Origin of the sequence: Oryzomicrobium sp. (assembly GCF_021287045.1) — a bacterium.
GTDB lineage: Bacteria > Pseudomonadota > Gammaproteobacteria > Burkholderiales > Rhodocyclaceae > Oryzomicrobium.
Map to the genome: position 1 here is coordinate 31,936 of NZ_JAJTBG010000006.1, position 25,629 is coordinate 57,564.

The following is a 25,629-nucleotide window of genomic DNA, read 5'->3' on the forward strand; positions in this document are numbered from 1 at the left end:
CTGGCCGGCAAGTCTTCGCTTACTCGGCAAACGTCACGTCGGCCTTCATCGTCAGCCGGCCGGCGCAGTCGGTCCACAGCTTGGCCTGGCCCGGGCCGGTGATCTCGCCGCAGACGTCGAAGGTCTGGTTGTCGTAGATCGGCCCCACGGCGCGGAAGGCAAAACCGGTGACGCGCTTGCCCGGGTTGGCCTGCTGAAAGCCCTGCAACAGCAGGGTGGCGGTGAGGGGACCATGCACCACCAGGCCGGGATAGCCCTCTTCCTGGGTGACGTAGGGGTAGTCGTAGTGGATGCGGTGGCCGTTGAAGGTCAGGGCCGAGTAGCGGAACAGCAGCACGCTGTCAGGCTTGCACAGCTGGCGGAACTGGCCGGGGGCGGCGGCCGGGGCCACCTCGCCGCCCGGGGGCGTGCCCTTGGGGGCCGGGTTGCGGTAGACGATGTCGTGCTCTTCTTCCACCGCCAGGCCGTTGGCGCCGGAAATGGCGTGGTGCACGGTGACGAACACCAGGTCGCCGGCCTTGCCGCTCTTGCGCTCGGCGCGGATCAGGCGGGAGACGCGGGTGACGGCCTCGCCGACCATGAGGGGCTGGTGGAAGGTCAGGCGGCCGCCGGCCCACATGCGGTTGGGCAGCTCCACCGGAGGCAGGATGCCGCCGGCGGCGCCGCGGCGCGGGTGGCCGTCGGTGCCCAGTTCGGACTGGCGGGCGGCGGGGGTGAAATAGACCCAGTGCCACAGGGGCGGCAGCTCCCGCTCCGGCGCGGCGGGCCAGTCCAGGGTGGCGGCCAGGGCGATCACCTGGCGCGGGTCGATGCGATCCTCGCGGGTTTCGCTACGGCCGATCCAGTCGGCCAACGTGTCGGTGGCGGCGGTGCTCATCTTGTCTCCTCGGTCCTGCTGGCCCCGGTCCGGGGCGCGGTGTGGGACGCATCATCGCCGCGGCCCCCTGCCGCTACAATTCACCATTTCGAGAGCCTGCCTTCGGCATTGCCGAATCGCAGTGCAACATCGCCCGCTGCTTTCCGGATTCGCCATGCACTTCGACCTGACCGACCTGCGCCTGTTCATCCACGTCGCCGAGAGCAAGAGCCTGACGCGGGGCGCCGAGCGCAGCCACCTGTCCCTGCCCGCCGCCAGCGCCCGGGTCAAGGAACTGGAAAACCAGGCCGGGGTGCGCCTGCTCTACCGGGCGCCCCGGGGCGTGGCCCTGACCCCGGCGGGGCAGAGCCTGCTCCAGCACGCCCGCATCCTGCTCGCCCAGATCGAATACCTGAAGGGCGACCTGCAACGCTTCGGCGAAGGGGTCACCGGCCACATCCGGGTGTTCGCCAACACCACCGCGGTCACCGAATTCATGCCCGAGGTGCTGGCCACCTTCCTCAACGACCACCCCCAGGTGGACGTGGACCTGCAAGAGCGCCTCACCGGCGAGATCATCCGCGGCGTGCTCGACGGCACCACCGACCTGGGCATCGTCTCCGGCCCGATCGACGACGCCGGGCTGGAAAAGCACCACTTCTCCACCGACCGGCTGGTGCTGGCGTTGCCCCTGGGCCACCGCCTGGCCGGCGCCGGCAAGGTGCATTTTGCCGACACCCTGGAGGACGATTTCATCGGCCTGCACGAGGGCAGCACCTTGCAGACCTTCCTCAACCAGCTGATGCGCGACGTGAAGCGCCAACTGCACATCCGCGTCCAGGTCAGCAACTTCGAATCCCTGTGCCGCATGGTGGAGGCCGGGGTGGGCATCGGCGTGGTGCCCGAATCGGCGGGCATCCGCCACAGCCGGACGATGAAGCTGGTGCTCAAGGAGCTGGACGAGCCCTGGGCCCTGCGCGAGCGCTACGTGCTGACCCGCCAGGGCGCCGCCCTGCCCAGCTTCACCCAGGCCCTGATCGACACCATCCTGCGCCTCAACCGGACCCTGGCCGCCCCCGGCGGCACGGCCCCGGCGGTCGCCAAGGCCAAGCCGCCGCGCCGCCCCAAGGCCGCCAAGGCCTGACCGGAAACCCAAGCGGGGCGCGGACCTTCAGCCCCCCTGCCCGGAGCGCCGCGCGGGGCGTGGAGTTCCGGACCACCTGGCTGGAAACGCCCGACTGGCGCGGGGTTCCAACCCGGGCCTTTGAGCCCTCCCCCGCCAGCGCCGGCGCCCCGGCACAGGAGTACACTGGCGCCCATCCCCCGGGCCCGGCCCGGGCCTGCCGTCCGCCCCCCGCCTGTCCGCACCGTGCCCCACTCCGCTTTCGGCCGTCCGGCCGCCGCCTGCCGCAACTCCCGCAACTCCTGCCTTTCCCTCGTTGCCCCCGCGCCCCTGCTGCGCCGCCTGCCCCTGCTGCTGGCCCTGGGCCTGGCCGCCTGTGCCTCGTCGCCCCCGGCGCCGGTGGTGACGCCGGGCCGCCCTGCCACGCCGCCGGCTGCCAGCGCCCCCACCCCCGCTCCGGTATCGGGCGCCAGCGTTACCCCGGTGCAGCCGCCGCCGGCAGTGAGCGCCGTGCCCCTGCCGCCGCCCCCCGCCACCTCCGTGCCGGCCGTGCCCGCCGTACCGCCGCCGGACCCGGCGACCCTGGAACGGGAAGCCCGGGCCCAGGCGCTGCGCCTGCTGCCGGCGGGCATCGCCGACCGGCCCGGCTGGGCCGGCGACATCGCCGCCGCCCTGGTGGCCCTGCGCCTGCCGGCCAACCCGGCCAACCTCTGCGCCACCATCGCCGTGATCGAGCAGGAATCGAGCTTTCAGGCCGACCCGGCGGTGCCCGGGCTGAACAGGATCGCCTGGAAGGAAATCGAGGTGCGGCGCAGCCGCTACGGCATTCCCAAGCTGGTGCTGGACGCCGCCCTGGCCAAGACCTCGCCGGACGGGCGCAGCTACAAGGCGCGTATCGACGCCCTGAAGACCGAGCGGCAGATGAACGAGCTGTTTTCCGACATGATCGCCGAGCTGCCCGCCGGCCGGACCCTGCTGGCCGACTACAACCCGGTGCGCACCGGCGGGCCGATGCAGGTCAGCGTCGAGTTCGCCAAAACCCAGGTGCGCGAGAAGCCCTACCCCTACGCCCGCCCAGGCATGGACGTGCGCCGCGAGGTGTTCACCCGGCGCGGCGGGGTGTATTTCGGCATGGCCATCCTGCTCGACTACCCCGCGTCCTACACCCAGGCGGTCTACCGCTTCGCCGATTTCAACGCCGGGCGCTACGCCAGCCGCAACGCCGCCTTCCAGGCCGCCGTGGCCAAACTGGCCGGCAAGCCCCTGGACCTGGACGGAGACTTGCTGCGCTACGACAAGGGCCAGCCGTCCGCCACCCCCAGCGCCACCCGCAACGCCCTGGTCGGCCAGGCCCGGCGCCTGGGCATGAATGCCGCCGCCATCGACCGGGACCTGGCCCTGGAAAAGACCTACGGCTTCGCCCAGACCCCTCTCTACCAGCGGGTCTACGCCCTGGCCGACCAGGCCGCCGGCCGCCCCCAGCCCCGGGAGGCCCTGCCGCGCATCGACCTGAAGAGCCCGAAGATCCAGCGCAAGCTCACCACCGAATGGTTCGCCCGCCGGGTGGACGGCCGCTATCAGCAATGCCTGGCGCGCAGCCAGGCGTGAGGGCGGGATTCGTGGGATTCATTGAATTCACGGGATTTGCGGGCGCGGAACTCGCCGGGTTCATGCCCACCCCATAGGCCAGCACCACCGCCATGAACTACCTCGCCCACGCCGTCCTCGCCGGCCCGGACCCGCTGCTGCGCCTGGGCGGGCTGATGGGGGATTTCGTCAAAGGGCCCCTGCCGCCCGGCACGGCGGGGATTGCAGGCGCCGCGCCCCTGCCGGAGCGGCTCGTCCTCGGCCTGCGCCTGCACCGGGCCATCGACGCCTATGCCGAGACCCACCCGGCCTTTCGCGCCAGCCGCGCCCGGGTCAGTGCGGAACGGCGCCGGGTGGCCGGAATCATGGTGGATCTGTTCTACGACCACTTCCTCGCCCGGGACTGGGCGGCGTGGCCCACCGCCCCCGGCTTCGCCGCCTTCGGCCACAACATCGACGTGGCACCGGCCGGCAGCGGCCTGGCGGCCTACTGCGCCGCCACCTACGCCCTGTTCGACGCCCACGCGGCCTTGCTGCCGCCCCGGCTGGCGGAGGTGGCGCCCCTGATGGCGGCCCACGACTGGCTCGGCTCCTACGCCGAGGCGGCGACCATCGCCTTGGCTCTGGACCGCATGGCGGCGCGGCGTTTTTCCCACCCCACGCCCCTGGCCGGTGGAGGGGCCGAACTGCTGATGGACTATGACGGGTTCGCAGCGGACTTCCGCGCCTTCTTCGCCGATGCCCTGGAGTTCGCCCGCCAGTGGCGGGAACGGGAAGGACTGGCGGACTGAGCACGGCCCGGGGGATTGCCGATGGAGCCCTAGGCCCCGTCAAACCCCGCGCCAATAAACGATCTCCAGGCAGGCATCGCCGAACCCCGCGCCAGTAGCCGAGATTGAAGGCACGATCATGGAGAACAAGTATTGGAGCGGGTCTTCAGCCTCCCTAGCCTGGAGCCTTAGTGGGGCACTGCTCAGTGCTGCCCTCACTGGGCGCCTCAGCAACCGGAAGCGTTGTATTTCGCCTGGACGGCGAGCCACTTTCTGTCCGGCGACAGGAAGTAGCCAAAGAACGCCCGAACTGTACAGTGCGCTCCCCCGCCGGCAGGCCGATGAAACTGGCCTACCGGTACCCTGCGCTACTCGCCCGGGACGGGGGCTGCGGAACTCGGCCTACGGCCTCAGACAGTCCTCGCCCTTTCCCGTCCCGGCCTGCGTTGCTCGGCGGGGGAGAAGGGCACAGGGGGCGCACGGTTTTGGCACTTCCCGGAAAGCCACGGCTGGCGGGGTGTTTGAAGGTATGCCTTCGGATAACAGCGCCAGTATTAGCTTTCCTGGCATATACCTTGTAGCGCGAGTATTGGCGGGGGTTTCCAGGCCTTACGCAAAAATTTTGCGCTGCATACGCGCCGACCATCCTGCTGCGTTCTCTGCGCCTCTGCAAACTCAGCGTTGAAAGCGGTTCAGCCGGTTTTCTTGGTGCTCCCTTGGTTTCCTGGATGCTTTGGAGGTGCGCTTTTCAGTGCTTGGCACGTCGCGTCGATAATTCCCTTCCCCCCTGGTGCCACGCCCGCAGTTACACCCCCCACAGGGCCGGTTCGGCCATGGCCAGGACCTGCTGTTGCAGCTCGCCGATGCGCGCCTGCCAGTAGGCGTGGGTGTTGAACCAGGGGAAGGCGGCGGGAAAGGCCGGGTCGTTCCAGCGCCGCGCCAGCCAGGCGCTGTAGTGCAGCAGGCGCAGGGTGCGCAGGGCTTCCACCAGGCGCAGCTCCCGGGGGTCGAAGTCGCAGAAGTCCTCGTAGCCGGCCAGCACGTCGGCCAATTGCCGGGACATTTCCTGGCGGTCGCCGGAAAGCAGCATCCACAGGTCCTGCACCGCCGGGCCCATGCGGCTGTCGTCGAAATCCACGAAATGGGGCCCGGGGGCGTCACCCTCGTCGTTCCACAAAATGTTGCCGCCGTGGCAGTCGCCGTGCAGGCGCAGCCGGCGCACTTCGCCGGCCCGCTCGAAGGCCTGGGCCACCCCGTCCAGGGCGGCATCGGCCGCATCGCGCCAGGGGGCGAGCAGGTCGGCGGGGAGGAAGTCGTGGCCGAGCAGCCAGTCCCGGGAGTCGTAGCCGAAGCTGCCGATGTCCAGGGCCGGCCGGTGCTGGTAGTCGGCCACCCGGCCGACGGCGTGGATGCGGCCGAGAAAGCGGCCGATCCATTCCAGGGTGGCCGCATCGCCCAGTTCCGGCGCCCGGCCGCCGCGCCGGGGAAACAGGGCGAAGCGGTGGCCGGCGTGGTGGTGCAGGGTGGCGCCATTCAATTCCAGGGCGGCCACCACCGGGATTTCCCGGGCCGCCAGCTCGCTGGCGAAGGCGTGCTCTTCCAGGATGGCGGCGTCGCTCCAGCGCTGGGGCCGGTAGAACTTGGCGATCAGGGGCGGGGCGCCGGGAGGCTCGTCGATGCCCACCTGGTAGACCCGGTTCTCGTAGCTGTTGAGTGCCAGCAGGCGCCCGTCGGGCACCAGGCCGACGGATTCGAGGGCGTCCAGGATCAGGTCCGGCCCCAGGTCGGCGTAGGGAGTGCCGGCGGCGGAGGCGGCGGGAAGGTGGTCGGCGGGAGGGGTCATGGAGTCATGGTCAAGGTCTCGTTGTCAGCTGCCTAGGATACCGCGACGGCGGTACACTGCCGCTCCTGCCCGACCCGCGCGCCGCCCGACCAGCCCCTGGCATCCGGCGGCGCGCCCGTTCCACATCAGCGCCCCATCCTCCCAGAGCCTTGCCATGACCACGCCTGCTTCGATCACCCCCTGCGATTTCCACGGCACCCCGGCCCTGCGCCTGACCAGCGGCGACGGCGCCACGGCGGTGGTGTCCCTGCTCGGCGGCCAGCTGCTGTCCTGGGTGCCACCGGGGGAAAAGGAACAGCTGTTCGTCGGCGAACGGGCCGTCTTCGACGGCTCCAAGCCGATCCGCGGCGGCGTGCCGGTGTGCTTTCCCCAGTTCGCCGACCTGGGCGGGCTGCCCAAGCACGGCCTGCTGCGCACCCGCCGCTGGGAGGTGAGCGACCAATCCCAGCACAACGGCTGCACCCTGGTGTCCCTGGTCTGCGGCGACGACGCCGCCAGCCGGGCCCAGTGGCCCCACGCCTTCCGCGCCGAGCTGACGGTGGCGATCGAGGGCGAACGCCTCGACCTGGAACTGTCGCTGACCAACCCGGGGGAGGCGCCCTTCGCCTTCACCGGCGCGCTGCACACCTACCTGAAGGTGGCCGAGGTGGAGGAGGTGTCCCTGGAAGGCCTGTACGGCCTGGACTACCTGGACAAGCTCAAGGATGCCGCCCCCACCCGGGAGACGGCCCCCAGCCTGGTGGTGGACCGGGAGGTGGACCGCATCTATTACGACTGCGCCCGCCCCCTGCTGCTGCGCGACGAGCAGCACACCCTGGGCATCAACGCCGAGGGCTTTAGCGACGTAGTGGTGTGGAATCCCTGGGAGGGCGCCGAGGAGCGCTTCCCCGACCTGGCGGCCAAGGATTTCCGCCGCTTCCTGTGCGTCGAGGCGGCGGTGGCCCGCCAACCGGTGACCGTGGCCCCGGGGGAGGAATGGTGGGGCCGGCAGACCGTGGTGGTGCTGTCCTGAGCCACCGCACCCGGCGGTAGCGCCTAGGCCAGGCGCGGACCTATTCCTTGCGCTGGTTGAGCTTGGCCAGCTGGCGCAGGTTGTAGCTGGTGTAGGTGAAGGCGCCGGCGGCGACGATGGCCTGGACCACCAGGGGGCCGTCGAAGGCGGTGCCGTTGGCCAGGGCCGAGATGCACGAGCCGCCCAAGATCACCGTGGCGAACAGACCGCCGGCGATGCGGATCTTGGCGAAGAGCTTTTGCTGCGGGAGGGTGGGCTTCTGCAGGGCCATAGGTAACAAGGGTCGGAGCAAGAGTCGAAAAGGTCGGAACGCGTTGTGCGGCGGGTCGCGGGGCAGGATGGGGGATAATAAGCAAATCCCGAAAATTTCCTAGTCCAAATTCATGTCCATCCAGTGGTTCCCCGGCCACATGACCTCGGCGCGCAAGAAAGCCGCCGAGACCATGGCCAACACCGACGTCGTCATCGAGGTGGTGGACGCCCGCCTGCCCGAGGCCAGCAGCAACCCCATGATCCACGAGCTGCGCACCTTCCGTAACCGGCCCTGCCTGAAGCTGCTCAACAAGGTGGACCTGGCCGACCCGGAGGCGACCCGCGCCTGGATCGCCTACTACAACGCCCAGGACGGGGTGAAGGCCTTCGCCATGTCGGCCAAGAAGCCCGCCGACGTGGCCCGCATCACCGGCCTGTGCCAGCAACTGGCACCCCACCGCAACGACCCGACCAAGCCCCTGCGCATGATGATCATGGGCATCCCCAACGTGGGCAAATCGACCCTGATGAACGCCCTGTTGAAGCGCAAGGTGGCGGCCGTCGGCGACCAGCCGGCGGTGACCAAGATGCAGCAGCGCCTCGACCTGGGCAAGGGCATGAGCATCACCGACACCCCGGGCATGCTCTGGCCGCGCATCCCCTACGCCAGCGACGGCCTGATGCTGGCCGCCAGCCACGCCGTGGGCACCAACGCCTACATCGACGAGGAGGTGGCGACCTTCCTCGGCGACTTCCTGCTCGACCGCTACCCGGCCCTGGTGGCGGCCCGCTACAAGCTCGCGCCGGCGGACCTGGCCGGCCTGGACGGCCCCGGCCTGATCGAGCTGGTGGCGCGCAAGCGCGCCTGCCGCAAGATGGGCAAGGGAGGCGGCGACTGGGACCTGGAGAAGGCGGCGGTGATCCTGCTCACCGACTACCGCAGCGGCGCCATCGGCCGCATCACCCTGGAAACCCCGGAATCCCGCGCCGCCATGATCGCCGCCGCCCCGGCACCGGAGCCAGAAGCCACGGACGAGGACGGCGAGGAGCGCCCGGACGCGGGCAACGGCGGCAACGGCTGATCCGGCTGATCCGGCTGATCCGGCCGCGCCCACAAGCACACAGGCCCCGTTTCCGGGGCCTGTGTGCTTTGGAGCGCCCGATGATCCGGGCGCGCGGGAAGGGGCCGCGGGCGCTGCCGGCTCAGACCCGCAGCAGCAGCATCTTCAGCGGCGGCTGACCGTCGTAGCTGGGGAAGTCGGCTTCCGGGGCGATCCACTCGAACTCGCGGATTTCCCGGCCGGCCTTGCGCGCGCTGCGTTGCAGCTGGTCGAGCCAGGCGTCCCGGTCCACCTGGGCCACGTTGTTGCAGCAGATCAGGGTGCCGCCGGGGGCGGTGCACAGCAGGGCCGGCTTGAACACGGCGGAATAGTCGTTGACCAGGTCCACCACGCCGAAGGGGCTCTTGGCATAGCGCGGCGGATCGAGAAAGACCAGGTCGAAGGTCTGGGGCTCCAGCTCGGGGAAGGGCGGTAGGCGCTTGCCGCGCACCATCTTGGGCTGGCCGATGCCGGACAGCTGGCGGGCGGCGGCGAAGACGTCGCTCTTGATCAGGCGGGGCCGGGTGGCCAGCTCGTTGCGCTTGGCGTTTTCCTTGGCGACCTTGAGGTTGGCCTCGGCGAAATCAACGTTCACCACGAAACGGGCCCCGGCCTTGGCGGCGGCCAGGCCGACCCCGCCGGTGTAGGCGAACAGGTTGAGCACCGATTTGCCCGCAGCCTCGGCCATCACCCGGCGCCGGCCGGCGCGCAGGTCGAGGAACAGCCAGGGGTCCTGGCCGGAATGGCGGGCCTGGATCAGGTAGGTGATGCCCAGCTCGTGGGCTTCCCGGGGCAGTTCCGCCGCCGCCTGGCGCTCCGCCGGCAGGGGGTTGGCGATGCGCGAGTTGCCCTGGCTGCGGTCGTTCCAGATCACCGTCAGGCCGGGCAGGGCCGTGGCGTAGAAGGCTTCCAGCTCGGCCAGGTCGGCCTCGCCCAGGGGGCGGTGGAAGGTCTGCACCAGCAGCAGGTCGCCGTAGCGGTCCACGGTCAGGCCCGGCACGCCCTCGACGCTGCCGTGGAACACCCGGTAGGTATCGGTGCCTTCGGCGTGGAGCCGGGCCATCAGTTCGGCACGGGCGGTAAGCGCCAGTTGCAGGCGGTCGGACAGGGGGGCGTCGAAAAGGGAATCGGACATGGGCGCTCGGAAAAAGAGTGGGCGGGGCGCTTCGGTGGACCCGGAGCGCTTGCGCCGCAAGGGCGCCATTCTACCGGCAGCGTAGAATGCGGCCCTCTGCGTTTTTTCCGGCACCCCGTGCCCCGCCCCGCCGTGACCGCTGCCCCGATCCCCGAAATCAAGCCCGGCCAGTCCATCGAGCTGCTCAAGGAGCTGCACATCCTGACCCGGGACGGCAAGCTCAACCAGGACACCCGGCGCAAGCTGAAGCAGGTGTACCACCTCTACCACTTCATCGAGCCCCTGCTCGACGAGGTGACGGCGGCCCCAGCAAACCCCGCAGACGCGGACGACGCCCCCGCCCGGGACTTCACCCTGGTGGATCACGGCGCCGGCAAGTCCTACCTGGGCTTCATCCTCTACGACCTGTTCTTCAAGTCCCGGGAGGTCGGCCGCATCGTCGGCATCGAGACCCGGGCCGAGCTGGTGGAAAAATCCCGGGCCCTGGCGCAGCGCCTGGAGTTTGCCCGCATGGCCTTCCACGCCCTGACGGTGGAGGAATCCATCGATTCGCCCCTGCTGCCCGGCACGGTGGACGTGGTGACGGCGCTGCACGCCTGCGACACCGCCACCGACGACGCGATCCGTTTCGGCCTGGCCAAGGAAGCCCGCTTCATGGTGCTGGTGCCCTGCTGCCAGGCGGAAGTGGCCAGCGTGCTGCGCCGGCACAAGAACGAGTCCTTCGCCCGGACGCCCCTGTCCGAGCTGTGGCGTCACCCCATCCACACCCGGGAATTCGGCAGCCAGCTGACCAATGCCCTGCGCTGCCTGCAACTGGAAGCCCACGGCTACCAGGTGACGGTGACCGAGCTGGTGGGCTGGGAGCACTCGATGAAGAACGAGCTGATCATCGCCCGGCGCACCGGCGCCCCCCGGCGCAACGCCCGGGAGCGGTTGGAACAAATCCTCGACGAGCTGAACCTCACCGACCTGCGCGGCCGCTTCCTGGCCTGACGGAGCGCCGGCCCGCGCCGGTGTCTAGGCGGCCCCGTTGCCCTCGGCTGCGCTCGCAGCGGCCCGCTTGGCCGACTGCTTGGCCTCGTACATGCGGGCGTCGGCCTGGCTGATCAGGGCGTCGGCCAGGTCGTATTCCCCCGGGCCGGTCTGAACCGAGCCGACGCTCAGGGTGATCCCCGGCAGCCGGTCGGCAATGGCGTTGGCCAGACGGCGGCAGAAGCCGGCTTCTGCCTCGGCCTCGGTGCAGTTGGGCAGGATGGCGCAGAACTCGTCGCCGCCGTAGCGGAAGTACATGTCCTCGCCCCGGCCGACGCTGCGCAGCACCTCGCCCACGTTGCGCAGCACCTCGTCGCCGCGCAGGTGGCCGAAGTGATCGTTGATCATCTTGAAGTCGTTCACGTCCAGGTAGACCAGGGTCACCGCCTCGTTGCGACGCTGGGCGGCACGCAGGACGCCGGGCAGCGTCTCGCTCAGATAACGCCGGTTGTAGATGCCGGTGAGGGAGTCGGTGCGGGTCAGGGCCTCCAGCTCCTGGGTGCGCTGGCTGACCTTTTCCTCCAGGCTGCGGGCGTAACGGTCCGACTTGTTCTTGGCCGTCTCGATCTCGGCCACCAGGCTGCGGATGTAGGTTTCGAACACCAGGGTGACGTCGAAGATCACCAGCTTGTCCAGGGCCTCCAGCGCCCCCCGGCTGCCCGCCCCGGCGCCCAGGGCGTCCACCAGGGTCCGGATGAGCAGCCCCTTCAGCTCGTGGATGCCGGAAAGGTAGAGGCGCGGCTCGACGCCGATGCGCTTGTGCACCATGCCGATGCGCAGGCGGTTGTTGACGTACTCCACGTCGTAGAAGCCGCTGAACAGGTCGAGGATGTAGCGCCGCTGGGCGGTGCGCAGGCGCCCCAGGGTGTCGGCGTCGCCGATCAGCAGAGCGATCTCGTCCACGCTGGTCTGGGCCCGGTAGAAGGCGTCCACCAGGTCGTCGATGCGCTCGGCGATCACCGGCAGACAGGCCGCCAGGGCGCTGGCGTGCTCCGGGGTGAAATTGAGCAGTTGCTTGCGGTACTCGATGTCGAGTTCGCTGATGTGCATCTGCTCAAGCAGAGTTTGCTCGGTCTGCTGCATGGCCCCATCCTCGATGCGGTTCGGCCGCGCCGGCACGCCTTGCGCCGACAGACGGCCACAACCCGATCATCATAAACAAAGCCCCTGCCGGCGCAATGATCATGCGCGGGCAACCCGGCGGCTACATGCCCACGTAGCGCCCGGGCTTGTGATTGACCGCGATGACCAGGTTGAGGGCCATCGCGCCGATGACCGAAATGCCCACCAGGCCGACGGGCCGGATCAGCAGGGCCGCGCCGACGATGGCCAGGTCCGCCGCCATCTGCACCTTGCCGGCCCGCCAGCCCCGGGTTTCCTGCAGGTAGATGGCGAGCACCCCCAGGCCGCCCAGGCTGGCCTTGTGCCGCACCAGGATGAGCAGGCCGATGCCGGTGAGGAAGCCGCCCATGATCCCGGCGAAGAGCGGGTCGAGCCGGTCGAAGTGGATCAGGTGGGGCAGCAGCTCGCTGTACAGCGACAGCAGCGCCACGGCGGCGAAGGTCTTGACCGTGAACACCCAGCCCAGGGTGCGCACGGCGAAGAAGTAGAAGGGCAGGTTGATGACGAAGAACAGGACGCCGAAGGACCAGTCGCTGGCGTAGTGGGCGAGGAAGGCCAGGCCGGCGGTGCCGCCGGTGAGCAGCCCGGCGTGGCGGAAGAAGACGACGGACAGGGCAACGAACAGAGGGCCGACCAGGAGGGCCTGGATGTCCTCGGCGAGGGAATGGCGGACGGGGGGGATGGAGGCGGTCACGACGGCGAAACGGTAAAAGGCGGGGCCGGCAGGGGAAGGCGACAGGTGGATGCCGGCGGAACGCTATTCTACGGCAGGGGGTGCGGCCACCGGGACCTCTCCCGCCGGCCAGGCCGGGGTGTCGTGGAAGCGGTAGGTGTTGCGCCCCTGGTGCTTGGCCCGGTACATGGCGATGTCAGCCGAATGGAGCAGGGAGGCGGCGTCGGCGCCGTCCTCGGGATAGCGGCTGATCCCCATGCTGGCCTGGACCACCAGGCTCCGGTCCGCCACTTGCAGGGGCAACTGGAAGCGCTGCAACAGTTTCTCGGCCACCAGGGCCACGTCCCTGGGGTCCGCCACCGTGTCGAACAGGATGACGAACTCTTCGCCCCCCAGCCGCGCCACCGTGTCCGTCTCCCGCACCGAGGCGCACAGCAGGCGGGCCGTCTCGCGCAGCACCTCGTCGCCCACCCCGTGGCCCAGGCTGTCGTTGATTTCCTTGAAGCAGTCCAGGTCGATGAACAGTACCGCCAGGGTGCCGCCCTTGCGCCGGGCGGTGGCCACCGCGTGCTCCAGGCGATCGGTGAAGAAGCGCCGGTTGGGCAGGCCGGTGAGGGGGTCGTGGCGGGCCAGGTGGTCGAGCCGGCTGCGGCTCTCGTACAACTCGGCCAGGTGGGCACCGATCTGGGTCTGCATCTCGCCGAAGCTGCGGGCCAGGGTGCCGAACTCGTCGCGCCGCGCCAGGGGCAGCTCGCCCATGACGTGCTCCCGGGAGAAGCGCTGGGCCGCCGCCACCAGCATGTTCAACGGCCGGAGCACCGCCCGGGAGACCAGGGCGGCCACCGCCACGGCCAGCAGGCTGAAGGCCAGCACCAGCTGCCAGGTGGTCTGCCCCAGCAGGCGGGATTCGGCCAGGACGGTCTGGATCGGCTGGGACAGGCCCAGAATGACGAAGCGCCCTTCGCTCGGCACGCCGATGGGCAGGCGCATGAAGGCGGCCACGGCGTCGGCGGGCACCGGACCGACGCTCTGCTCGCCCCGGGTGACCACGGTCTTGGCCTTGTGGTCGAGCAGGTCCTGGACCGCCGGGTAGGTGTCCTGGACCAGCACCCGGCGGCCCCGGTCGAAGCCGAAGGTCAGGTCGGCCTCGGGGTGCATCAGGAAGTCGCCCCGCTCGTTGGTCAGGTAGAGCCAGAAATCTTCCGGCAGATCGGCCTTGAGCAGGTCGAACAGGCCGTTGACGTCGATGTTGACCACCGCCACGCCCCACACCTGGCCGTCCGCCCCGGCTACCGGGGTGGCGACCTGGAGGGAGGGCTTGTTCAGCCCGGCGTGGGCGCCCTGCTCGTGGTTGATGACGATGGGCGAGAGATAGACCTGGCCCGGGGTCAGCTCCAGGGTGTGGAAGACGTAGGGGTAGTAGCCCTTTTCCTGGAGCAGCGGGCCGTCCAGGCGCACCAGGCGGCCGTCGTCCCGGTCCACCCGGACCACTTCCCGGCCGTGGTGGGCAGCGCCGATCAGGCGCACCTGGAAGTACTCGGGATGGACGCGCAGCAGGGCGGAGAAGGTTTCCGCCAGATCGTCCCGGGCCCCGCCGTTCCGGTCGCCCTGGACGACCCGGCGGGTGGCCGGGGCCTGGGCGAGCAGGCGCACATCGTCGGCCACCCCGGCCAGGGCCACCACCAGGCGGCGGCCGAGCACCTGGGTGGCGGTCAGCAGTTCCCGCTCGGCGGCGTTCACCAGCAGGTTGCGGCTCTGGCTGTAGGAGTAGTAGCCGGTCAGGCCCGTCGCCAGGATGGCGAAGGCCGCCAGCAGCAGGCCGAGCTTGGCGCCGATACCCAGGCGGCCCAGAAGGTCGGGCAGGGGGCGCATCAGAAGCGCTCCGGGGTGTCGCCGGCGATGATGCGCCGCCACAGGGCGGCCCGCCGGCCGGCGTCCTCCACCGGTTCGAGCCAGACCAGGCCGGCGCCGGGGGGCAGGTGGGACGGCTCGCGCAGGGTGTTGGCCAGGCCCTGGCGGGCGGTCAGGGCGGAGCTCACCGGCTCTTCCAGGGTGTAGTTGATCCAGGCCTCGGCCAGGCGCGGGTTGTGCGCCCCCCGGGACACGGCCCAGCAGTCGAGCCAGGCCAGGGCGCCTTCCCGGGGAATGGCGTAGCCCACGTCGAGGCCGGCCTTTTTCAGCATGGCCAGCTGCTGGGTGCCGTAATTGGCGAACATCAGGGCGATGCGGTTGTCGCGGAACAGTTCCACCGCCTCTTCCGGCGAGGTGTAGAAGGTGCGCACGTTGCGGCGCAGGGCCACCAGCCGGTCCACCACCTTGCGGAAATCGGCCTCGGGAATGCGGAACGGCGTCTTGCTGCCGAGAGACTGGGCCGCCAGAGAGAAGTTGTGGCTGCTGCCGTTGTAGGCCAGCACCCGGCCCTGGAAGCGCGGGTCCCACAGGGCGCCCACCGTGGCGGGGGGCTCCGGCACCTGCTTGCGGTCGTAGATCAGCCCCATTTCGGAATAGGTGTAGGGGATCGCATAGACCTGGCCGCGGCGCACCACCCCGGGCAGGGAGGCCAGGTCGCGGAAGCGCGGCAGCTGCTGGCGGGTGTTGGGGATGTTGGCCAGGTCGAGGGGCTGGACTAGGCCGTCGTCGATAATGCGGCGCAGTTCGGCGGTATTGGCCGCCAGCACGTCGAAATCGCCGCCCCGGTTGGCGCGCAGGCGGCTCCACAGGGCATCGTCGGATTCCACCAGGGTCACTTCGACGCGCACGTCATGGCGCTTTTCGAAAGCCCGCACCAGATCGGCGTCGGCATAACCGGGCCAGGCCAGGATGCGCAGGGTTTCTCGGCCCTGGGCGGCCGCCCAGGTGGAAAACAGGGCCAGTCCCAGGACGGCCAGCCCCAGCTGGATCAAACGGAAGCCCCGGGCGGCGGGGCGGCAAATCAGGTGCGGGAGCGGCATGTCGGGGCGACTCGGGTTGGTACGGCGGCTGCGCTGGGCGCCGCCGCTTGTTGTTGTCGGTGCATCTTCACTTTTTTCCCGGCAAATTGCATCTCATTGTCCTGAACCGTCCCTGACGCCCAGGCGGCATTTTTTGCCACCGGCCGCCGGCCCCCTCCCCTGCATCCCGTCGCCTCCCCGCAGCAGCGGCCCCGGACTCCGTTCCCGAACCAGGCCCCGCGAGCCAGCGGCAGCGCCGCCTCACGCAGCGGCACGGGCCAAAACAATGCCGATCGCATGATCGATCGCGGCAGTGCAGGCACTTTGGCATGAAGGTTGCTGAAACGTTCCGGACTTTTTTCAGGAACCGCCCATGTTCAGCACCGCGAGCATCCTCGCCGGTATCGGCGTGCGCGCCGTGGCCTCGGTGGCCTCCTCCATCGCTTCGGCGGTGGGAGCTTCCGGCGACAGCGCCGAAACGCCCTCTTCGGCGAAAATCACCATCAGCAGCGAGGCCAAGGCCGCGCTGCAAAGCGCCAGCGCCCGGGACAAGACCCAGCAGGAACTGCGCGACGCCGTCCAGAACGACCCGCAGCTGGCGGAGCAGCTGGCCCGCGCCATGGCCTACACGCCGGACCGGCTGTCGGTGCGCAACGACCAGAATGACTGGGCCAACAGCCGCTACGCCAACGGCACCCCGGTGACCGACGGCAACTACCAGTCGTCCATGAACAGCCAGATTTCCGCCGCCCAGCAGCAGCGCATCGCCCTGTACGAAAACGAGCGGGCCAAGGGCACCCCGGCGGCGCAGATCTACGACAAGCTCCAGGCCTTCAACGCCAGCCTGTCCAACGACTACCGGGTCGCCACCGGCCTGGCCTGACCGGCCTGGATGAGAGCGGGCGGCAAATTTTGCCGCCACACCCGTACCGGCCCGGCGGCGGCGCGGCTACAATCGCCCCCTCCCCCGCCCCGGAGCCGCCATGGACGCCCGCCTCACCGAGCTGGAAATCAAGCTCGCCTACGCCGAAGACCTGCTGGAAACCCTCAACCTGACGGTGTTCCGCCAGCAGGAGCAGATCGAGCAGCTGCAACGCCAGCTGCGGGAACTGCACCAGCAGATGCACAGCGCCTCCCCCGGCGAAGCGCGCAACCTGCGCGACGAGATTCCGCCCCACTATTGATGGCGCCGGCGGCGGACCGCCGGCCGCAGCGGAGCCGCCCCCCCCTGCACCATGCGCAGCGCTTGCCGCCATCGGCCGCCGCCCCGGTATTGCCGGGGTTTTCCCTTGCCGGGATTTTCACATTTCCCCGTGCGCCGGCCCGACCGTCACTCAAATAAAACCGAAGGCTGAACAAGCGTCCAGCGCCAAAGTCCGCGACAGTCGCTGAGTTTGCCGATGCACCCACTCTAAGCCTTCGGAAAAACCGAAGGCTTCAGCCACGCGCTGTTGGCCCCGGTCCGGGCCTTGCCCGTTCCAAAGCACGGCGCTCCCGGCCGGCTTGCACAGCATTGGCCGCATCGGTCAGATCGGCCAGTCAGAAGGCACACGGCGGGAAGCCCCGCCCCAGCCGCCCCGGCGCAGCGCCCCTCAGCGGGCGACCAGGGAGATCACCCGGTTCTTGCGCAGCTTGCCGACCACGTGCATCTCGCATTTGACGCAGTCGAAGCGCAGGGTCAGGCGCTCGTTGTTGTTCACCAGGGTCAGGGGGTCGGCCTTGATGCCCTTCACTTCCTTCGGGCACAGGTTGAAGTCGTGGCGCAGGCAGTGCTTGGTGATCATCAGCGACACCGCGCCGGTTTCCTCGTTGGCTTCAAAGGCCGATTCGATCAGCCGCACCCCGTGCTTGGCGTAGAAGGCCCGGGCCTGGTCGTTGTACACGTTGCCCAGGTAGGTGAGCTCGTCATCCGGATAGGGCACCGGCGGCTCCACCGGCACGGCCCGGGGCGGGCGCGCGTAGGCGGCGGCGCGGGCCGCGTCCAGGGCCTCCACCGCCTCGCGGCGCAGGCCGTTGAGCACCCCGGCGGGGAGAAACCAGGGCTGGGACAGGGCCACCGCGATGGCCTCGGGGGCGGCGGCGTAGAGGGTCGTCCCCAGCTTGCCCAGGTTCTCGCGGATGGTGGCCAGGGCCCGCTCGCCGTTCTGGGCCGGCTCGTGGGGATGGACCACGGCGGCCGAAGCGCTCACCCCGTCCTCGTCGGTCAGGGTCAGGGAAAAACCGTCCGGAGTCTCGGCAAAGGCCAGGCGCACGTCCACCCGGCGCTCGGCGGATTTCTTCTCCAAAGCCCGCTCGAAGGCCTGGTCCCGGTTGCGGTAAAGCTCCCGGCCCGCTTCCAGGGCCTCGGGCACTTCGCTGACGAACAGCCGGTACGATCGGGAATCGTGCTGTCCGCCCGCCAGGGGCTCGGCGCGATTGATCCGCAGCCCCACCAGTTCGCCTTCCTTGTCGAAGAAGGACAGGCCGTCGCCGTTGTGCAAGGGGTCGATGCCGGCGTCGATCTCGGCCTCGAACCAGCCCAGGCCGACCTCGCCGACGGCGCCGATGCGGGTGCCCGAGAACTTGGGCGTATCGAAGGCGCCGATGTCGTGCTGGCGGCCGTTCACGAAGTAGTCGGTGGAGCCCCGGTTGAAGGTCTTTTCCGGCTGGGGGGTGAAGGTGTAGGTGCAGCGCCCGGCGGAGGCGCGCCGGTAGCGGTCCGGCGCCGCCGCCAGGATGTCGTCGAGCAGGGTGCGGTAGTGGGCGGTGATGTTCTTGACGTAGGACAGGTCCTTGAGCCGCCCCTCGATCTTGAACGAGGAGATGCCGGCATCGGCCAGGGCGCGCAGGTTGGCCGACTGGTCGTTGTCCTTCATCGACAGCAGGTGCTTGTCCTGGGCGAGCAACTGGCCGTCGGCCCCTTCCAGGTCGTAGGGCAGGCGGCAGGCCTGGGAGCAGTCGCCCCGGTTGGCGGAGCGGCCGGTGTGGGCGTGGCTGATGTAGCACTGGCCGCTGTAGGCGACGCACAGGGCGCCGTGCACGAAGAATTCCAGGGCCACGTCGGTGCCGGCGGCGATCTTGCCGATCTGCTGGAGGGTCAGCTCCCGGGCCAGGACGATCTGGGAAAAGCCCACGTCCTGGAGGAAGCGGGCTTTCTCGACCCCGCGGATGTCGGTCTGGGTGCTGGCATGCAGCTGGATCGGCGGCAGGTCCACTTCCAGCAGCCCCATGTCCTGGAGGATGAGGGCGTCGGCGCCGGCCTCGTAGAGCTGCCAGGCCAGGCGTCGGGCCGGCTCCACCTCGTCGTCGCGCAGGATGGTGTTGAGCGCCACCAGCACCCGGGCGTTGTAACGGTGGGCGTGGGCGGACAGCCGGGCGATGTCGGCCACCGTGTTGCCGGCGTTGGAGCGGGCGCCGAAGGCCGGGCCGCCGATGTACACCGCGTCGGCCCCGTGGTTGATGGCCTCGATGCCGAAATCGGCGTTCTTGGCCGGGGCGAGCAGTTCGAGGGGGCGGGCGGCAGCCTGGGCGGCCGGGGCGGGGGAAGCAGCGGACATGGCGGACATCGTGGCAACGCCCGGCCGGGGCCGGGCGGGGGAGACGGTGGAAAGGATGGAAAGCGGAAAGAAGCGGACGGCAACCGCCTGAAAAACGAAACGGCCGGTCCGTAGGGGACCGGCCGACAGGGTACCAGCCTGGGGCGGGCGCCGCACGCGGCCACCGGAATCCGGCGGCGGGGCGGCGCCTCAGCGCACTCGGCTTTCCACCAGGCGGAAGAAGAAGGCGCCGACGGCCACGCTGATGGCCCAGGCGAGCATCAGGCCGATGGCGCTGGCGGTGGGGTTGCGCGGCGCCAGGTGGGGAATCACCGCGTTCATCACCATCAGCACCGGAAAGTGGAAGAGGAACACCGAGTAGGAAATCTTGCCCAGGTAGGCCAGGGGCTTCACGTCCAGCCAGGCTTCCAGGGCGCCGGTACGCCGGCCCACGCCCAGGGCCAGGGCCACCGCCAGGGCCACGGCGATGCGCAGGCGGAAATCCACCGCCAGGGCGGCCACCACGATGGCCGCCAGCAGCGTCAGCCATACATAGGAGCGCCGTTCGTCGGCGGCCCAGTAGGCCAGGGCGCCCATGGCGTAGGAGCCGAAGAAGTAGATGGCCCACTCGTCCCACACCTCGTTGCGGTTGAAGTGGAACAGGGACACCACCGCCAGCACGCCCACCAGCACCGGGGTCAGGCGGCGCACCTGGCCGGCCACGGCGCCGGCCTTGCGCGACAGCCACAGGGTGAGAACCATCAGGGCGAACAGCTGGAAATCGATGGCCACGTACCAGACGCCGGCGGACAGGGCCTCCTGGTTAAGCAGGCCGTTCAGCAGCAGGGCGTGGGCGGCCAGTTGGGGCAGGGTCGGGGCGTTGGGCACCCAGCCGTCCCACAGCCACAGCCGGGCCAGGGCGGCACAGGTGATGCCGACCCCCAGGGCCGCCAGGTAGGGCAGCACCAGGCGCCGGTAGCGCTTCCAGATCAGGAGCAGGGGGCGCTCCACCGTGGGCTCCCCGGTGGGGGCCAGCCCCTTGGCGGCGAGGAAGCCGCCGATGACGAGGAAGACCTGGACCGCCACCCGGGCGTAGTCGTACATCCAGTCGAGCAACTGGGGGGCCAGCTCCCGGGCCGATTCGGACAGGGGCCCGTAGCTGGAGAGGTGGTGGAGCACGATCAACTGGGAGGCGATGGCCTTGAAGGCGTCGATCAAGGGCATGCGCCGCTCGGCGCGGCGCGGGGCGCTTTCCGGCAGTTGGCTGGGGATGACGGCGGGTACGGCGGACATGGCGTAAACGGCAACGGCCCGGCCGGCGTGCGGCAGGGCGGGGATTCGGTTCAGAAAATCGGAGGAATCGGACGTGTTGCTTGCGCGGCGCGATCCCGGGCCTGGGGCGCCGTGGATCGGTCAGGACGAATGATGCGCCCTCCCGGCGCCCCCCGAAAGGCCCGGAAGTTCTCTTTACGTTTTGCAACACATTGTTTTGGCGCAGGATTATGCCGCCAACTGGCGGCGAAATCCAGGGATTTCGCCGGGAAATTGCCGCAATGCAGCAGCAACTCCCCCACACCGGGGCGGAAATATTTCACGCTCCGCGTAAATATCGCGTCAACTTCCCGGCTCGTGCCGCGTTATTCGCCCCATGGTGAGCAATCACCGCACATCCAACGGAGATAGCAATGGGTAGCCTTAGCAACGAATCCTTCGACGACTTTCTGGATTCCCTGAAGCGCGCCGGGGTCGTCATCAGCAACGAACGCGAGCTGCGCGAGCGGCTGGCCGAGGCCCAACGCTGGCGCTACGCTTTCACCACCCTTGCTTCCAACGGCCGTCAGATCGGCATCCGCTTCGAAGACCAGGGCCAGGGCGTGAACGAAGCCGAAATCCACCGCACCTTCACCGCCTTCCAGTTCCCCGAGCGCTCCGAAGCCCTGTTCGCCGCCAGCCTCAAGGCCGAACACTAAACCGCGCCAACCCCTCTTCCCGCCGCCTGGCCGTCCTCGATAGCCAGGCGGCGCGTCTGCCCAAGGCCCGCCCCTCCTGGAGCGGGCCTTGGCGTTTTCGGCCGCCGCTCCGCATGGCGGGCGGCGATAGCCGTAAGTGGTCACTCTCCTTTATGCTCGCGTCTTCGGCCCACGGCCCACCTTACGCACAGGAGAGTTTCCATGCCGATGTTCGTCGACACCTCGCCCCCGGGCGAATGCATCTTCTGCCGTCTGGTGGCTGGCGAGATCCCCGCCTCCACGGTGTATGAGGACGACCAGACCATCGCTTTCCTCGACATCGGCCAGGTCAATCCCGGCCACGTGCTGGTGGCGATCAAGCGCCACGCCGCCACCCTGTTCGACCTGACCCCGGACGAGGCGGCCGCCGCCATGCGCACCGCCCAGCGCATCGCCCACGCCATCCAAGCCGCCTTCGATCCGCCCGGCCTGAGCCTGTTCCAGGCCAACGGGGTGGAAGGCAACCAGACCGTGTTCCACTTCCACATCCACGTCCTGCCCCGCCACGCCGACGACGGCATCGAACTCAGCTGGCCGCGCAAGGACCCGCCCCGGGCCGCCCTGGACGATTACGCCGCCCGGCTGCGCGCCGCCCTGGGCAGCGGCCAGGGCGCGTGATGGCCGCCAGCAGCCTTCTCGCCGCCTCCGGCTCCCTGCGCGGCCGCCCCCTGCTGGCGGCCATGTTCCGCCTGTGGTGGCTGAAGGCCGCGGGCACCACGGTGTTCATCACCCTGTTCTTCGTCGCCTACGTGCACCTGCTCAAGAACCCGAGCGGCGTCGTCACCGAAATGCCGGTACTGTGGCTGGATGAGGCCGTGGGGGTGCAGACCCTGGCCCTGCCGCTGTACCTGTCGCTGTGGGTCTATGTTTCCCTGCCCACCCTGCTGCTGTTCACCTTTGCCGAACTGGCCGCCTTCGGCCTGGCCGCAGCCCTGCTCTGCCTGTTCGGCCTGACCTGCTTCTATTTCTGGCCCACCGCCGTACCGCCGGCCAACATCGACTGGGGCCAGTACCCGGGCTTCGCCTTCATGAAAGGCATCGACGCGGCAGGAAACGCCTGCCCGTCCCTGCACGTGGCCACCGCCGTGTTTTCCGCCTGCTGGCTGCAAGCCCTGCTGCACCGCATCGAGGCCCCGGCCTGGCTCAACCAGGCCAACTGGCTGTGGTGCCTAGGCATCGCCTATTCGACCTTGGCGACCAAGCAGCACGTGGCGGTGGACATGGTGGCCGGTATCGCCCTGGGCGGCGTGGCCGGCCTGCTGTCGCTGCGTGCCTGTGCCGACCGGCTGGCCCGCTACCGGCCGTAGCTGTTGTTCCGACTCAAACAAAAAAACCCGCCAACTGGCGGGTTTTTTGTCGCAACGTCTGCGTACTGGCGCGATCAGCGGCTGATCGGCTTGTAGCGGATGCGCTTCGGCTTGGCCCCTTCCTCGCCCAGGCGCTTGCGCTTGTCCTCTTCGTATTCCTGGTAGTTGCCCGGGAAGAAGGTCCATTGCGAGTCGCCCTCGGCGGCCAGGATATGGGTGCAGATGCGGTCGAGGAACCAGCGGTCGTGGGAGATCACCAGGGCGCAGCCGGCGAATTCGAGCAGGGCGTCCTCCAAGGCGCGCAGGGTTTCCACGTCCAGGTCGTTGGAGGGTTCGTCGAGCAGCAGCACGTTGCCGCCGGCCATCAGGGTCTTGGCCAGGTGCAGTCGGCCCCGCTCGCCGCCGGAGAGGTTGCCCACCAGCTTCTGCTGGTCGCCGCCCTTGAAGTTGAAGCGGCCGATGTAGGCCCGGCTGGGCATCTCGAACTTGCCGATCTGCAGGATGTCGCGGCCTTCGGCCAGCTCGTCGAAGACGGTCTTGCTGCCGTCCAGGCAATCCCGGCTCTGGTCCACGTAGGCCATCTGCACGGTGGGGCCCACCACCACTTCGCCGGAATCGGGCTGCTGCTGGCCGGTGATCATCTTGAACAGGGTCGATTTACCGGCGCCGTTGGGGCCGATGATGCCGACGATGGCCCCGGGCGGGATGGCGAAGCTCAGGTTGTCCATCAGCAGCTTGTCGCCGAAAGCCTTGGTGACGCCGTTGAACTCGATCACCTTGTCGCCCAGGCGCTCGGCCACGGGGATGAAGATTTCCTGGGTCTCGTTGCGCTTCTGGTGCTCCACCGAGGACAGTTCCTCGAAGCGCGACAGGCGGGCCTTGCTCTTGGCCTGGCGGGCCTTGGGGTTGGAGCGTACCCACTCCAGCTCCTGCTTCATCGCCTTCATGTGGGCGTCCACCTGCTTCTGCTCCTGCTCCAGGCGGGCTTCCTTCTGCTCCAGCCAGCTGGAGTAGTTGCCCTTCCAGGGGATGCCGTGGCCCCGGTCCAGTTCCAGAATCCACTCGGCGGCGTTGTCGAGGAAGTAGCGGTCGTGGGTCACCGCCACCACGGTGCCGGGGAAGCGGGTGAGGAACTGTTCCAGCCATTCCACCGACTCGGCGTCCAGGTGGTTGGTCGGTTCGTCGAGCAGCAGCATGTCGGGCTTGGACAGCAGCAGCTTGCACAGGGCGACGCGGCGCTTCTCGCCGCCGGACAGGTGCTCGATGGTGGCGTCCCAGGGCGGCAGACGCAGGGCGTCGGCGGCGATCTCCATCTGGGTTTCCACGTCGCTGCCGGCGGTGGCGATGATCGCCTCGTAGCGGGCCTGCTCCTCGGCCAGCTTGTCGAAGTCGGCGTCGGGCTCGGCGTAGGCGGCATAGATTTCTTCGAGCTTCTGGCGCGCTTCGAGCAGCTCGCCCAGGCCGGATTCGACCTCTTCCTTGACCGTCTTGGCCGGGTCGAGCTGAGGTTCCTGGGGCAGGTAGCCGATACGCACGCCAGCCAGGTGCTGCACCTCGCCTTCGTATTCCTTGTCGGCGCCGGCCATGATGCGCAGCACCGTGGATTTGCCCGCGCCGTTCAGGCCGAGCAGGCCGATCTTGGCGCCGGGGAAGAACGACAGGGAAATGTCCTTGATGATTTGCCGCTTGGGCGGCACGACCTTGCTCACGCGGAGCATCGACATCACGTATTGGGCCATTGCGGGTTTCCGGTTGGTGCGAAAGGCGGGAATTATGGAGGAAAGCGCCGGGGGATTCACCCCGGCCCCGCCCGCGGGGCCCGTTTCGCGCCGGCCGCCGGGGGCGCGACATTCACGCCGCGCGCCCAAACCCAAGGCAGGACGGGCGTTTCCGGGCAGCCTTGGACAAACACCGCCACTGGCGCGGACCTTCGGCATACCCTCGCCAGGATCGAGGACTGGCGCGGCTTTCCACGGTGCAACATGGCGGCGCCATGCCACTCCCGCCGTCGCCCCTCCACGTTTCACGTTTCGCCGTCGTCCCGCGGCCCCGCCTCGTCCCGCCACGCCCCCAGACGCCGGGTGGCGGTACGCAGGACGTCGATCTGGCGTTCGAAGTTGCGGCAGCCGGAGCAGATCGCCAGATGCAGGCGCAGGGCCAGCCGGGCGGGCACGCCCAGTTCCCGCTCCTGGGCATCGGACAGCAGCCGGGTCGCCTCCTTGCAGTTCAGCATGACATTCCCCCCTCGCCGGCAAACCAGCGCTCCTGTAGGCAGAGGCGCAGGCTCATGCGCGCCCGGTGCAGAACTACCCAGCAGTTGGCCGCTGTAATCGACAATTCGCCGCAGATTTCCCGCGTATCGAAGCCCAGGTACTCCCGCATCATGAACACTCGGGCGGTGTTTTCCGGCAGGCGGGTCAAGCACAGCCGAAACACCTCCCAGAATTCGGCCCGGGACAGGGCCGCTTCCGGATCGCCCCAGGCCGCCGGGCGCTCCTCGGCGCGCCAGTGCCCGTCGGAACGGAACAGGTCGTCGAAGGCGTCCTCGGGAATCTCGTCGATCTCGGCCAGGGGCTGGGGCTGGCGCACCCGCTGGCGGATGGCGTCCACGATCTTGTGGCGCAGGATGCCGAACACCCAGGTGCTCCACTGGGCCCGGCCGGCGAACCCGGCGCCGTCGCGGCAGGCGGCCAGCAGGGTTTCCTGCACCGCATCCTCGGCCGCCGCCTCGTCGCGCAGTTGCAGCACGGCAAAGCGCAGCAGGTCGCGGCGCAGCCCGACCAGGTCCGCAGCAGCAGGCGCCGGAACGCTCATGCCTCGCCCCGGGCCGGGTAGTCCTTGGCGATGACGAAATCCAGGGCCTTGAGCACGTCGGCGAACCCCGGCCGGGCAAAGGGCATGGTCTGGATGGCCGCCCAGTAAAGAGTGCCGTCGGGGCGCACCAGAAAGAGACCAGGCTCGGTGAACAGGGCCGGCTCCTCGATGCCGATGGAGGTAGCGCCTCGGCCGGTGGAAACGTACAGCCCCCAGGCCCGGCCGGTGGCGATGGACAGGCCGTAACCCAGGGCCAGGCCCTCCAGCCGCCATTCCCGGTGCGTATCCCGGGCCCGGGCTTCGTCGTCGGCGGAAACGGCCAGCACGTCCACGCCCCGGGCGGCGAATTCGGGGAGGAGGCGGACCAGCTCCTGGAGATAGGCGCGGCAGATGGGGCAGTGGCGCCCCCGGTAGGCCACCACCAGGGTGAAACGTTCCGGGCGCCGGTCGGCAAGGCGCCAGAGGGAACCGTCCACCGTCGCTACGGCCAGGTCGGGCACGGGGTGGCGGGGCATGGGACGAGGGCAAAGATCGGTCATCGAGGGGCTC

General features: G+C 69.4%; 25 protein-coding genes. 11 read left to right on the plus strand and 14 right to left on the minus strand.

Annotated elements, in window-relative coordinates:
• Positions 1-19: 19 nt before the first annotated feature.
• Complete coding sequence (locus tag LWW89_RS07940; protein ID WP_293263508.1) at positions 20-877, minus strand: MaoC family dehydratase N-terminal domain-containing protein; 858 nt, start codon at positions 875-877, stop codon at positions 20-22.
• 154 nt (positions 878-1,031) lie between these two features.
• Here LWW89_RS07940 and LWW89_RS07945 point away from each other — a divergent pair, with 154 nt between their 5' ends.
• The 3 genes from LWW89_RS07945 (at position 1,032) to LWW89_RS07955 (ending at position 4,357) form a co-directional block, all read left to right on the plus strand.
• A complete protein-coding gene (locus tag LWW89_RS07945) occupies positions 1,032-2,000 on the plus strand; it encodes a LysR family transcriptional regulator (RefSeq protein WP_293263510.1) in 969 nt (322 codons plus the stop codon).
• 225 nt (positions 2,001-2,225) lie between these two features.
• Positions 2,226-3,587: a DUF1615 domain-containing protein gene (locus tag LWW89_RS07950; RefSeq protein ID WP_293263512.1), complete on the plus strand. Its 1,362-nt coding sequence runs from the start codon at positions 2,226-2,228 to the stop codon at positions 3,585-3,587.
• A gap of 92 nt (positions 3,588-3,679) precedes the next feature.
• Positions 3,680-4,357: an ACP phosphodiesterase gene (locus LWW89_RS07955; protein ID WP_293263514.1), complete on the plus strand. Its 678-nt coding sequence runs from the start codon at positions 3,680-3,682 to the stop codon at positions 4,355-4,357.
• Positions 4,358-5,141: 784 nt separating this feature from the next.
• Here LWW89_RS07955 and LWW89_RS07960 read toward each other — a convergent pair.
• A complete protein-coding gene (locus tag LWW89_RS07960; protein ID WP_293263516.1) occupies positions 5,142-6,179 on the minus strand; it encodes a serine/threonine protein kinase in 1,038 nt (345 codons plus the stop codon).
• A gap of 154 nt (positions 6,180-6,333) precedes the next feature.
• On the opposite strand from LWW89_RS07960, the gene LWW89_RS07965 reads away from it, so the two are divergent.
• Positions 6,334-7,191 carry a D-hexose-6-phosphate mutarotase gene (locus tag LWW89_RS07965; protein WP_293263518.1) on the plus strand — a complete coding sequence of 286 codons (858 nt, stop codon included), beginning with the start codon at positions 6,334-6,336 and terminating at the stop codon, positions 7,189-7,191.
• Positions 7,192-7,231: 40 nt separating this feature from the next.
• Here the strand turns inward: LWW89_RS07965 and LWW89_RS07970 are convergent, their stop codons facing one another.
• A complete protein-coding gene (locus LWW89_RS07970) occupies positions 7,232-7,462 on the minus strand; it encodes a hypothetical protein (protein WP_293263520.1) in 231 nt (76 codons plus the stop codon).
• 112 nt (positions 7,463-7,574) lie between these two features.
• Between LWW89_RS07970 and ylqF the strand changes: the two genes are divergently transcribed.
• Positions 7,575-8,525, plus strand: a complete 951-nt coding sequence (ylqF, locus tag LWW89_RS07975) for a ribosome biogenesis GTPase YlqF (protein ID WP_293263522.1) — start codon at positions 7,575-7,577, stop codon at positions 8,523-8,525.
• 121 nt (positions 8,526-8,646) lie between these two features.
• On the opposite strand, the gene LWW89_RS07980 is transcribed toward ylqF, so the two are convergent.
• Positions 8,647-9,678, minus strand: coding sequence for a class I SAM-dependent methyltransferase (locus LWW89_RS07980; protein ID WP_293263524.1), 1,032 nt, complete (start codon positions 9,676-9,678; stop codon positions 8,647-8,649).
• Between the two features lie 132 nt (positions 9,679-9,810).
• Here LWW89_RS07980 and LWW89_RS07985 point away from each other — a divergent pair, with 132 nt between their 5' ends.
• Positions 9,811-10,671, plus strand: a complete 861-nt coding sequence (locus LWW89_RS07985) for an SAM-dependent methyltransferase (protein ID WP_293263526.1) — start codon at positions 9,811-9,813, stop codon at positions 10,669-10,671.
• 24 nt (positions 10,672-10,695) lie between these two features.
• Here the strand turns inward: LWW89_RS07985 and LWW89_RS07990 are convergent, their stop codons facing one another.
• The 4 genes from LWW89_RS07990 to LWW89_RS08005 all read right to left on the minus strand — a co-directional run bounded on the left by LWW89_RS07990 (position 10,696) and on the right by LWW89_RS08005 (position 15,456).
• Entirely contained in the window at positions 10,696-11,793 is a 1,098-nt protein-coding gene (locus LWW89_RS07990; RefSeq protein ID WP_293263528.1) for a GGDEF domain-containing protein, read from the minus strand.
• 121 nt (positions 11,794-11,914) lie between these two features.
• Positions 11,915-12,526, minus strand: coding sequence for a YitT family protein (locus LWW89_RS07995; protein WP_293263530.1), 612 nt, complete (start codon positions 12,524-12,526; stop codon positions 11,915-11,917).
• A 63-nt stretch (positions 12,527-12,589) separates the two neighbouring features.
• On the minus strand, positions 12,590-14,377 hold the full coding sequence (locus tag LWW89_RS08000) for a GGDEF domain-containing protein (RefSeq protein ID WP_293263532.1): 1,788 nt from the start codon (positions 14,375-14,377) through the stop codon (positions 12,590-12,592).
• Positions 14,377-15,456 carry an extracellular solute-binding protein gene (locus LWW89_RS08005; RefSeq protein ID WP_293263534.1) on the minus strand — a complete coding sequence of 360 codons (1,080 nt, stop codon included), beginning with the start codon at positions 15,454-15,456 and terminating at the stop codon, positions 14,377-14,379. Before LWW89_RS08005 ends, LWW89_RS08000 begins: the two co-directional genes overlap by 1 nt.
• Before the next feature lie 352 nt (positions 15,457-15,808).
• On the opposite strand from LWW89_RS08005, the gene LWW89_RS08010 reads away from it, so the two are divergent.
• The gene (locus LWW89_RS08010) at positions 15,809-16,318 is read left to right on the plus strand and encodes a hypothetical protein (RefSeq protein ID WP_293263536.1); all 510 of its coding nucleotides are present in this window, start codon (positions 15,809-15,811) and stop codon (positions 16,316-16,318) included.
• A 100-nt stretch (positions 16,319-16,418) separates the two neighbouring features.
• Entirely contained in the window at positions 16,419-16,619 is a 201-nt protein-coding gene (locus LWW89_RS08015; protein ID WP_293263538.1) for a SlyX family protein, read from the plus strand.
• A gap of 408 nt (positions 16,620-17,027) precedes the next feature.
• Here LWW89_RS08015 and LWW89_RS08020 read toward each other — a convergent pair whose 3' ends face one another.
• The gene (locus LWW89_RS08020) at positions 17,028-18,971 is read right to left on the minus strand and encodes a U32 family peptidase (protein ID WP_293263540.1); all 1,944 of its coding nucleotides are present in this window, start codon (positions 18,969-18,971) and stop codon (positions 17,028-17,030) included.
• A gap of 189 nt (positions 18,972-19,160) precedes the next feature.
• The gene (locus LWW89_RS08025; RefSeq protein WP_293263542.1) at positions 19,161-20,243 is read right to left on the minus strand and encodes an acyltransferase; all 1,083 of its coding nucleotides are present in this window, start codon (positions 20,241-20,243) and stop codon (positions 19,161-19,163) included.
• A 392-nt stretch (positions 20,244-20,635) separates the two neighbouring features.
• Between LWW89_RS08025 and LWW89_RS08030 the strand changes: the two genes are divergently transcribed.
• The 3 genes from LWW89_RS08030 to LWW89_RS08040 all read left to right on the plus strand — a co-directional run bounded on the left by LWW89_RS08030 (position 20,636) and on the right by LWW89_RS08040 (position 22,266).
• On the plus strand, positions 20,636-20,920 hold the full coding sequence (locus LWW89_RS08030) for a hypothetical protein (protein ID WP_293263544.1): 285 nt from the start codon (positions 20,636-20,638) through the stop codon (positions 20,918-20,920).
• A 201-nt stretch (positions 20,921-21,121) separates the two neighbouring features.
• A complete protein-coding gene (locus LWW89_RS08035) occupies positions 21,122-21,577 on the plus strand; it encodes an HIT family protein (protein WP_293263546.1) in 456 nt (151 codons plus the stop codon).
• Positions 21,577-22,266 (plus strand): phosphatase PAP2 family protein, encoded by a 690-nt coding sequence (locus tag LWW89_RS08040; RefSeq protein ID WP_293263548.1) that lies wholly within the window; start codon positions 21,577-21,579, stop codon positions 22,264-22,266. Before LWW89_RS08035 ends, LWW89_RS08040 begins: the two co-directional genes overlap by 1 nt.
• Positions 22,267-22,340: 74 nt before the next feature.
• Here the strand turns inward: LWW89_RS08040 and ettA are convergent, their stop codons facing one another.
• The 4 genes from ettA to LWW89_RS08060 all read right to left on the minus strand — a co-directional run bounded on the left by ettA (position 22,341) and on the right by LWW89_RS08060 (position 25,595).
• On the minus strand, positions 22,341-24,005 hold the full coding sequence (gene ettA, locus LWW89_RS08045; RefSeq protein WP_293263550.1) for an energy-dependent translational throttle protein EttA: 1,665 nt from the start codon (positions 24,003-24,005) through the stop codon (positions 22,341-22,343).
• Between the two features lie 284 nt (positions 24,006-24,289).
• A complete protein-coding gene (locus tag LWW89_RS08050) occupies positions 24,290-24,499 on the minus strand; it encodes a zf-HC2 domain-containing protein (RefSeq protein ID WP_293263552.1) in 210 nt (69 codons plus the stop codon).
• On the minus strand, positions 24,493-25,080 hold the full coding sequence (locus LWW89_RS08055; RefSeq protein WP_293263554.1) for a sigma-70 family RNA polymerase sigma factor: 588 nt from the start codon (positions 25,078-25,080) through the stop codon (positions 24,493-24,495). Before LWW89_RS08055 ends, LWW89_RS08050 begins: the two co-directional genes overlap by 7 nt.
• Positions 25,077-25,595, minus strand: a complete 519-nt coding sequence (locus tag LWW89_RS08060) for a peroxiredoxin-like family protein (protein WP_293263556.1) — start codon at positions 25,593-25,595, stop codon at positions 25,077-25,079. Before LWW89_RS08060 ends, LWW89_RS08055 begins: the two co-directional genes overlap by 4 nt.
• Between the last annotated feature and the right edge of the window lie 34 nt (positions 25,596-25,629).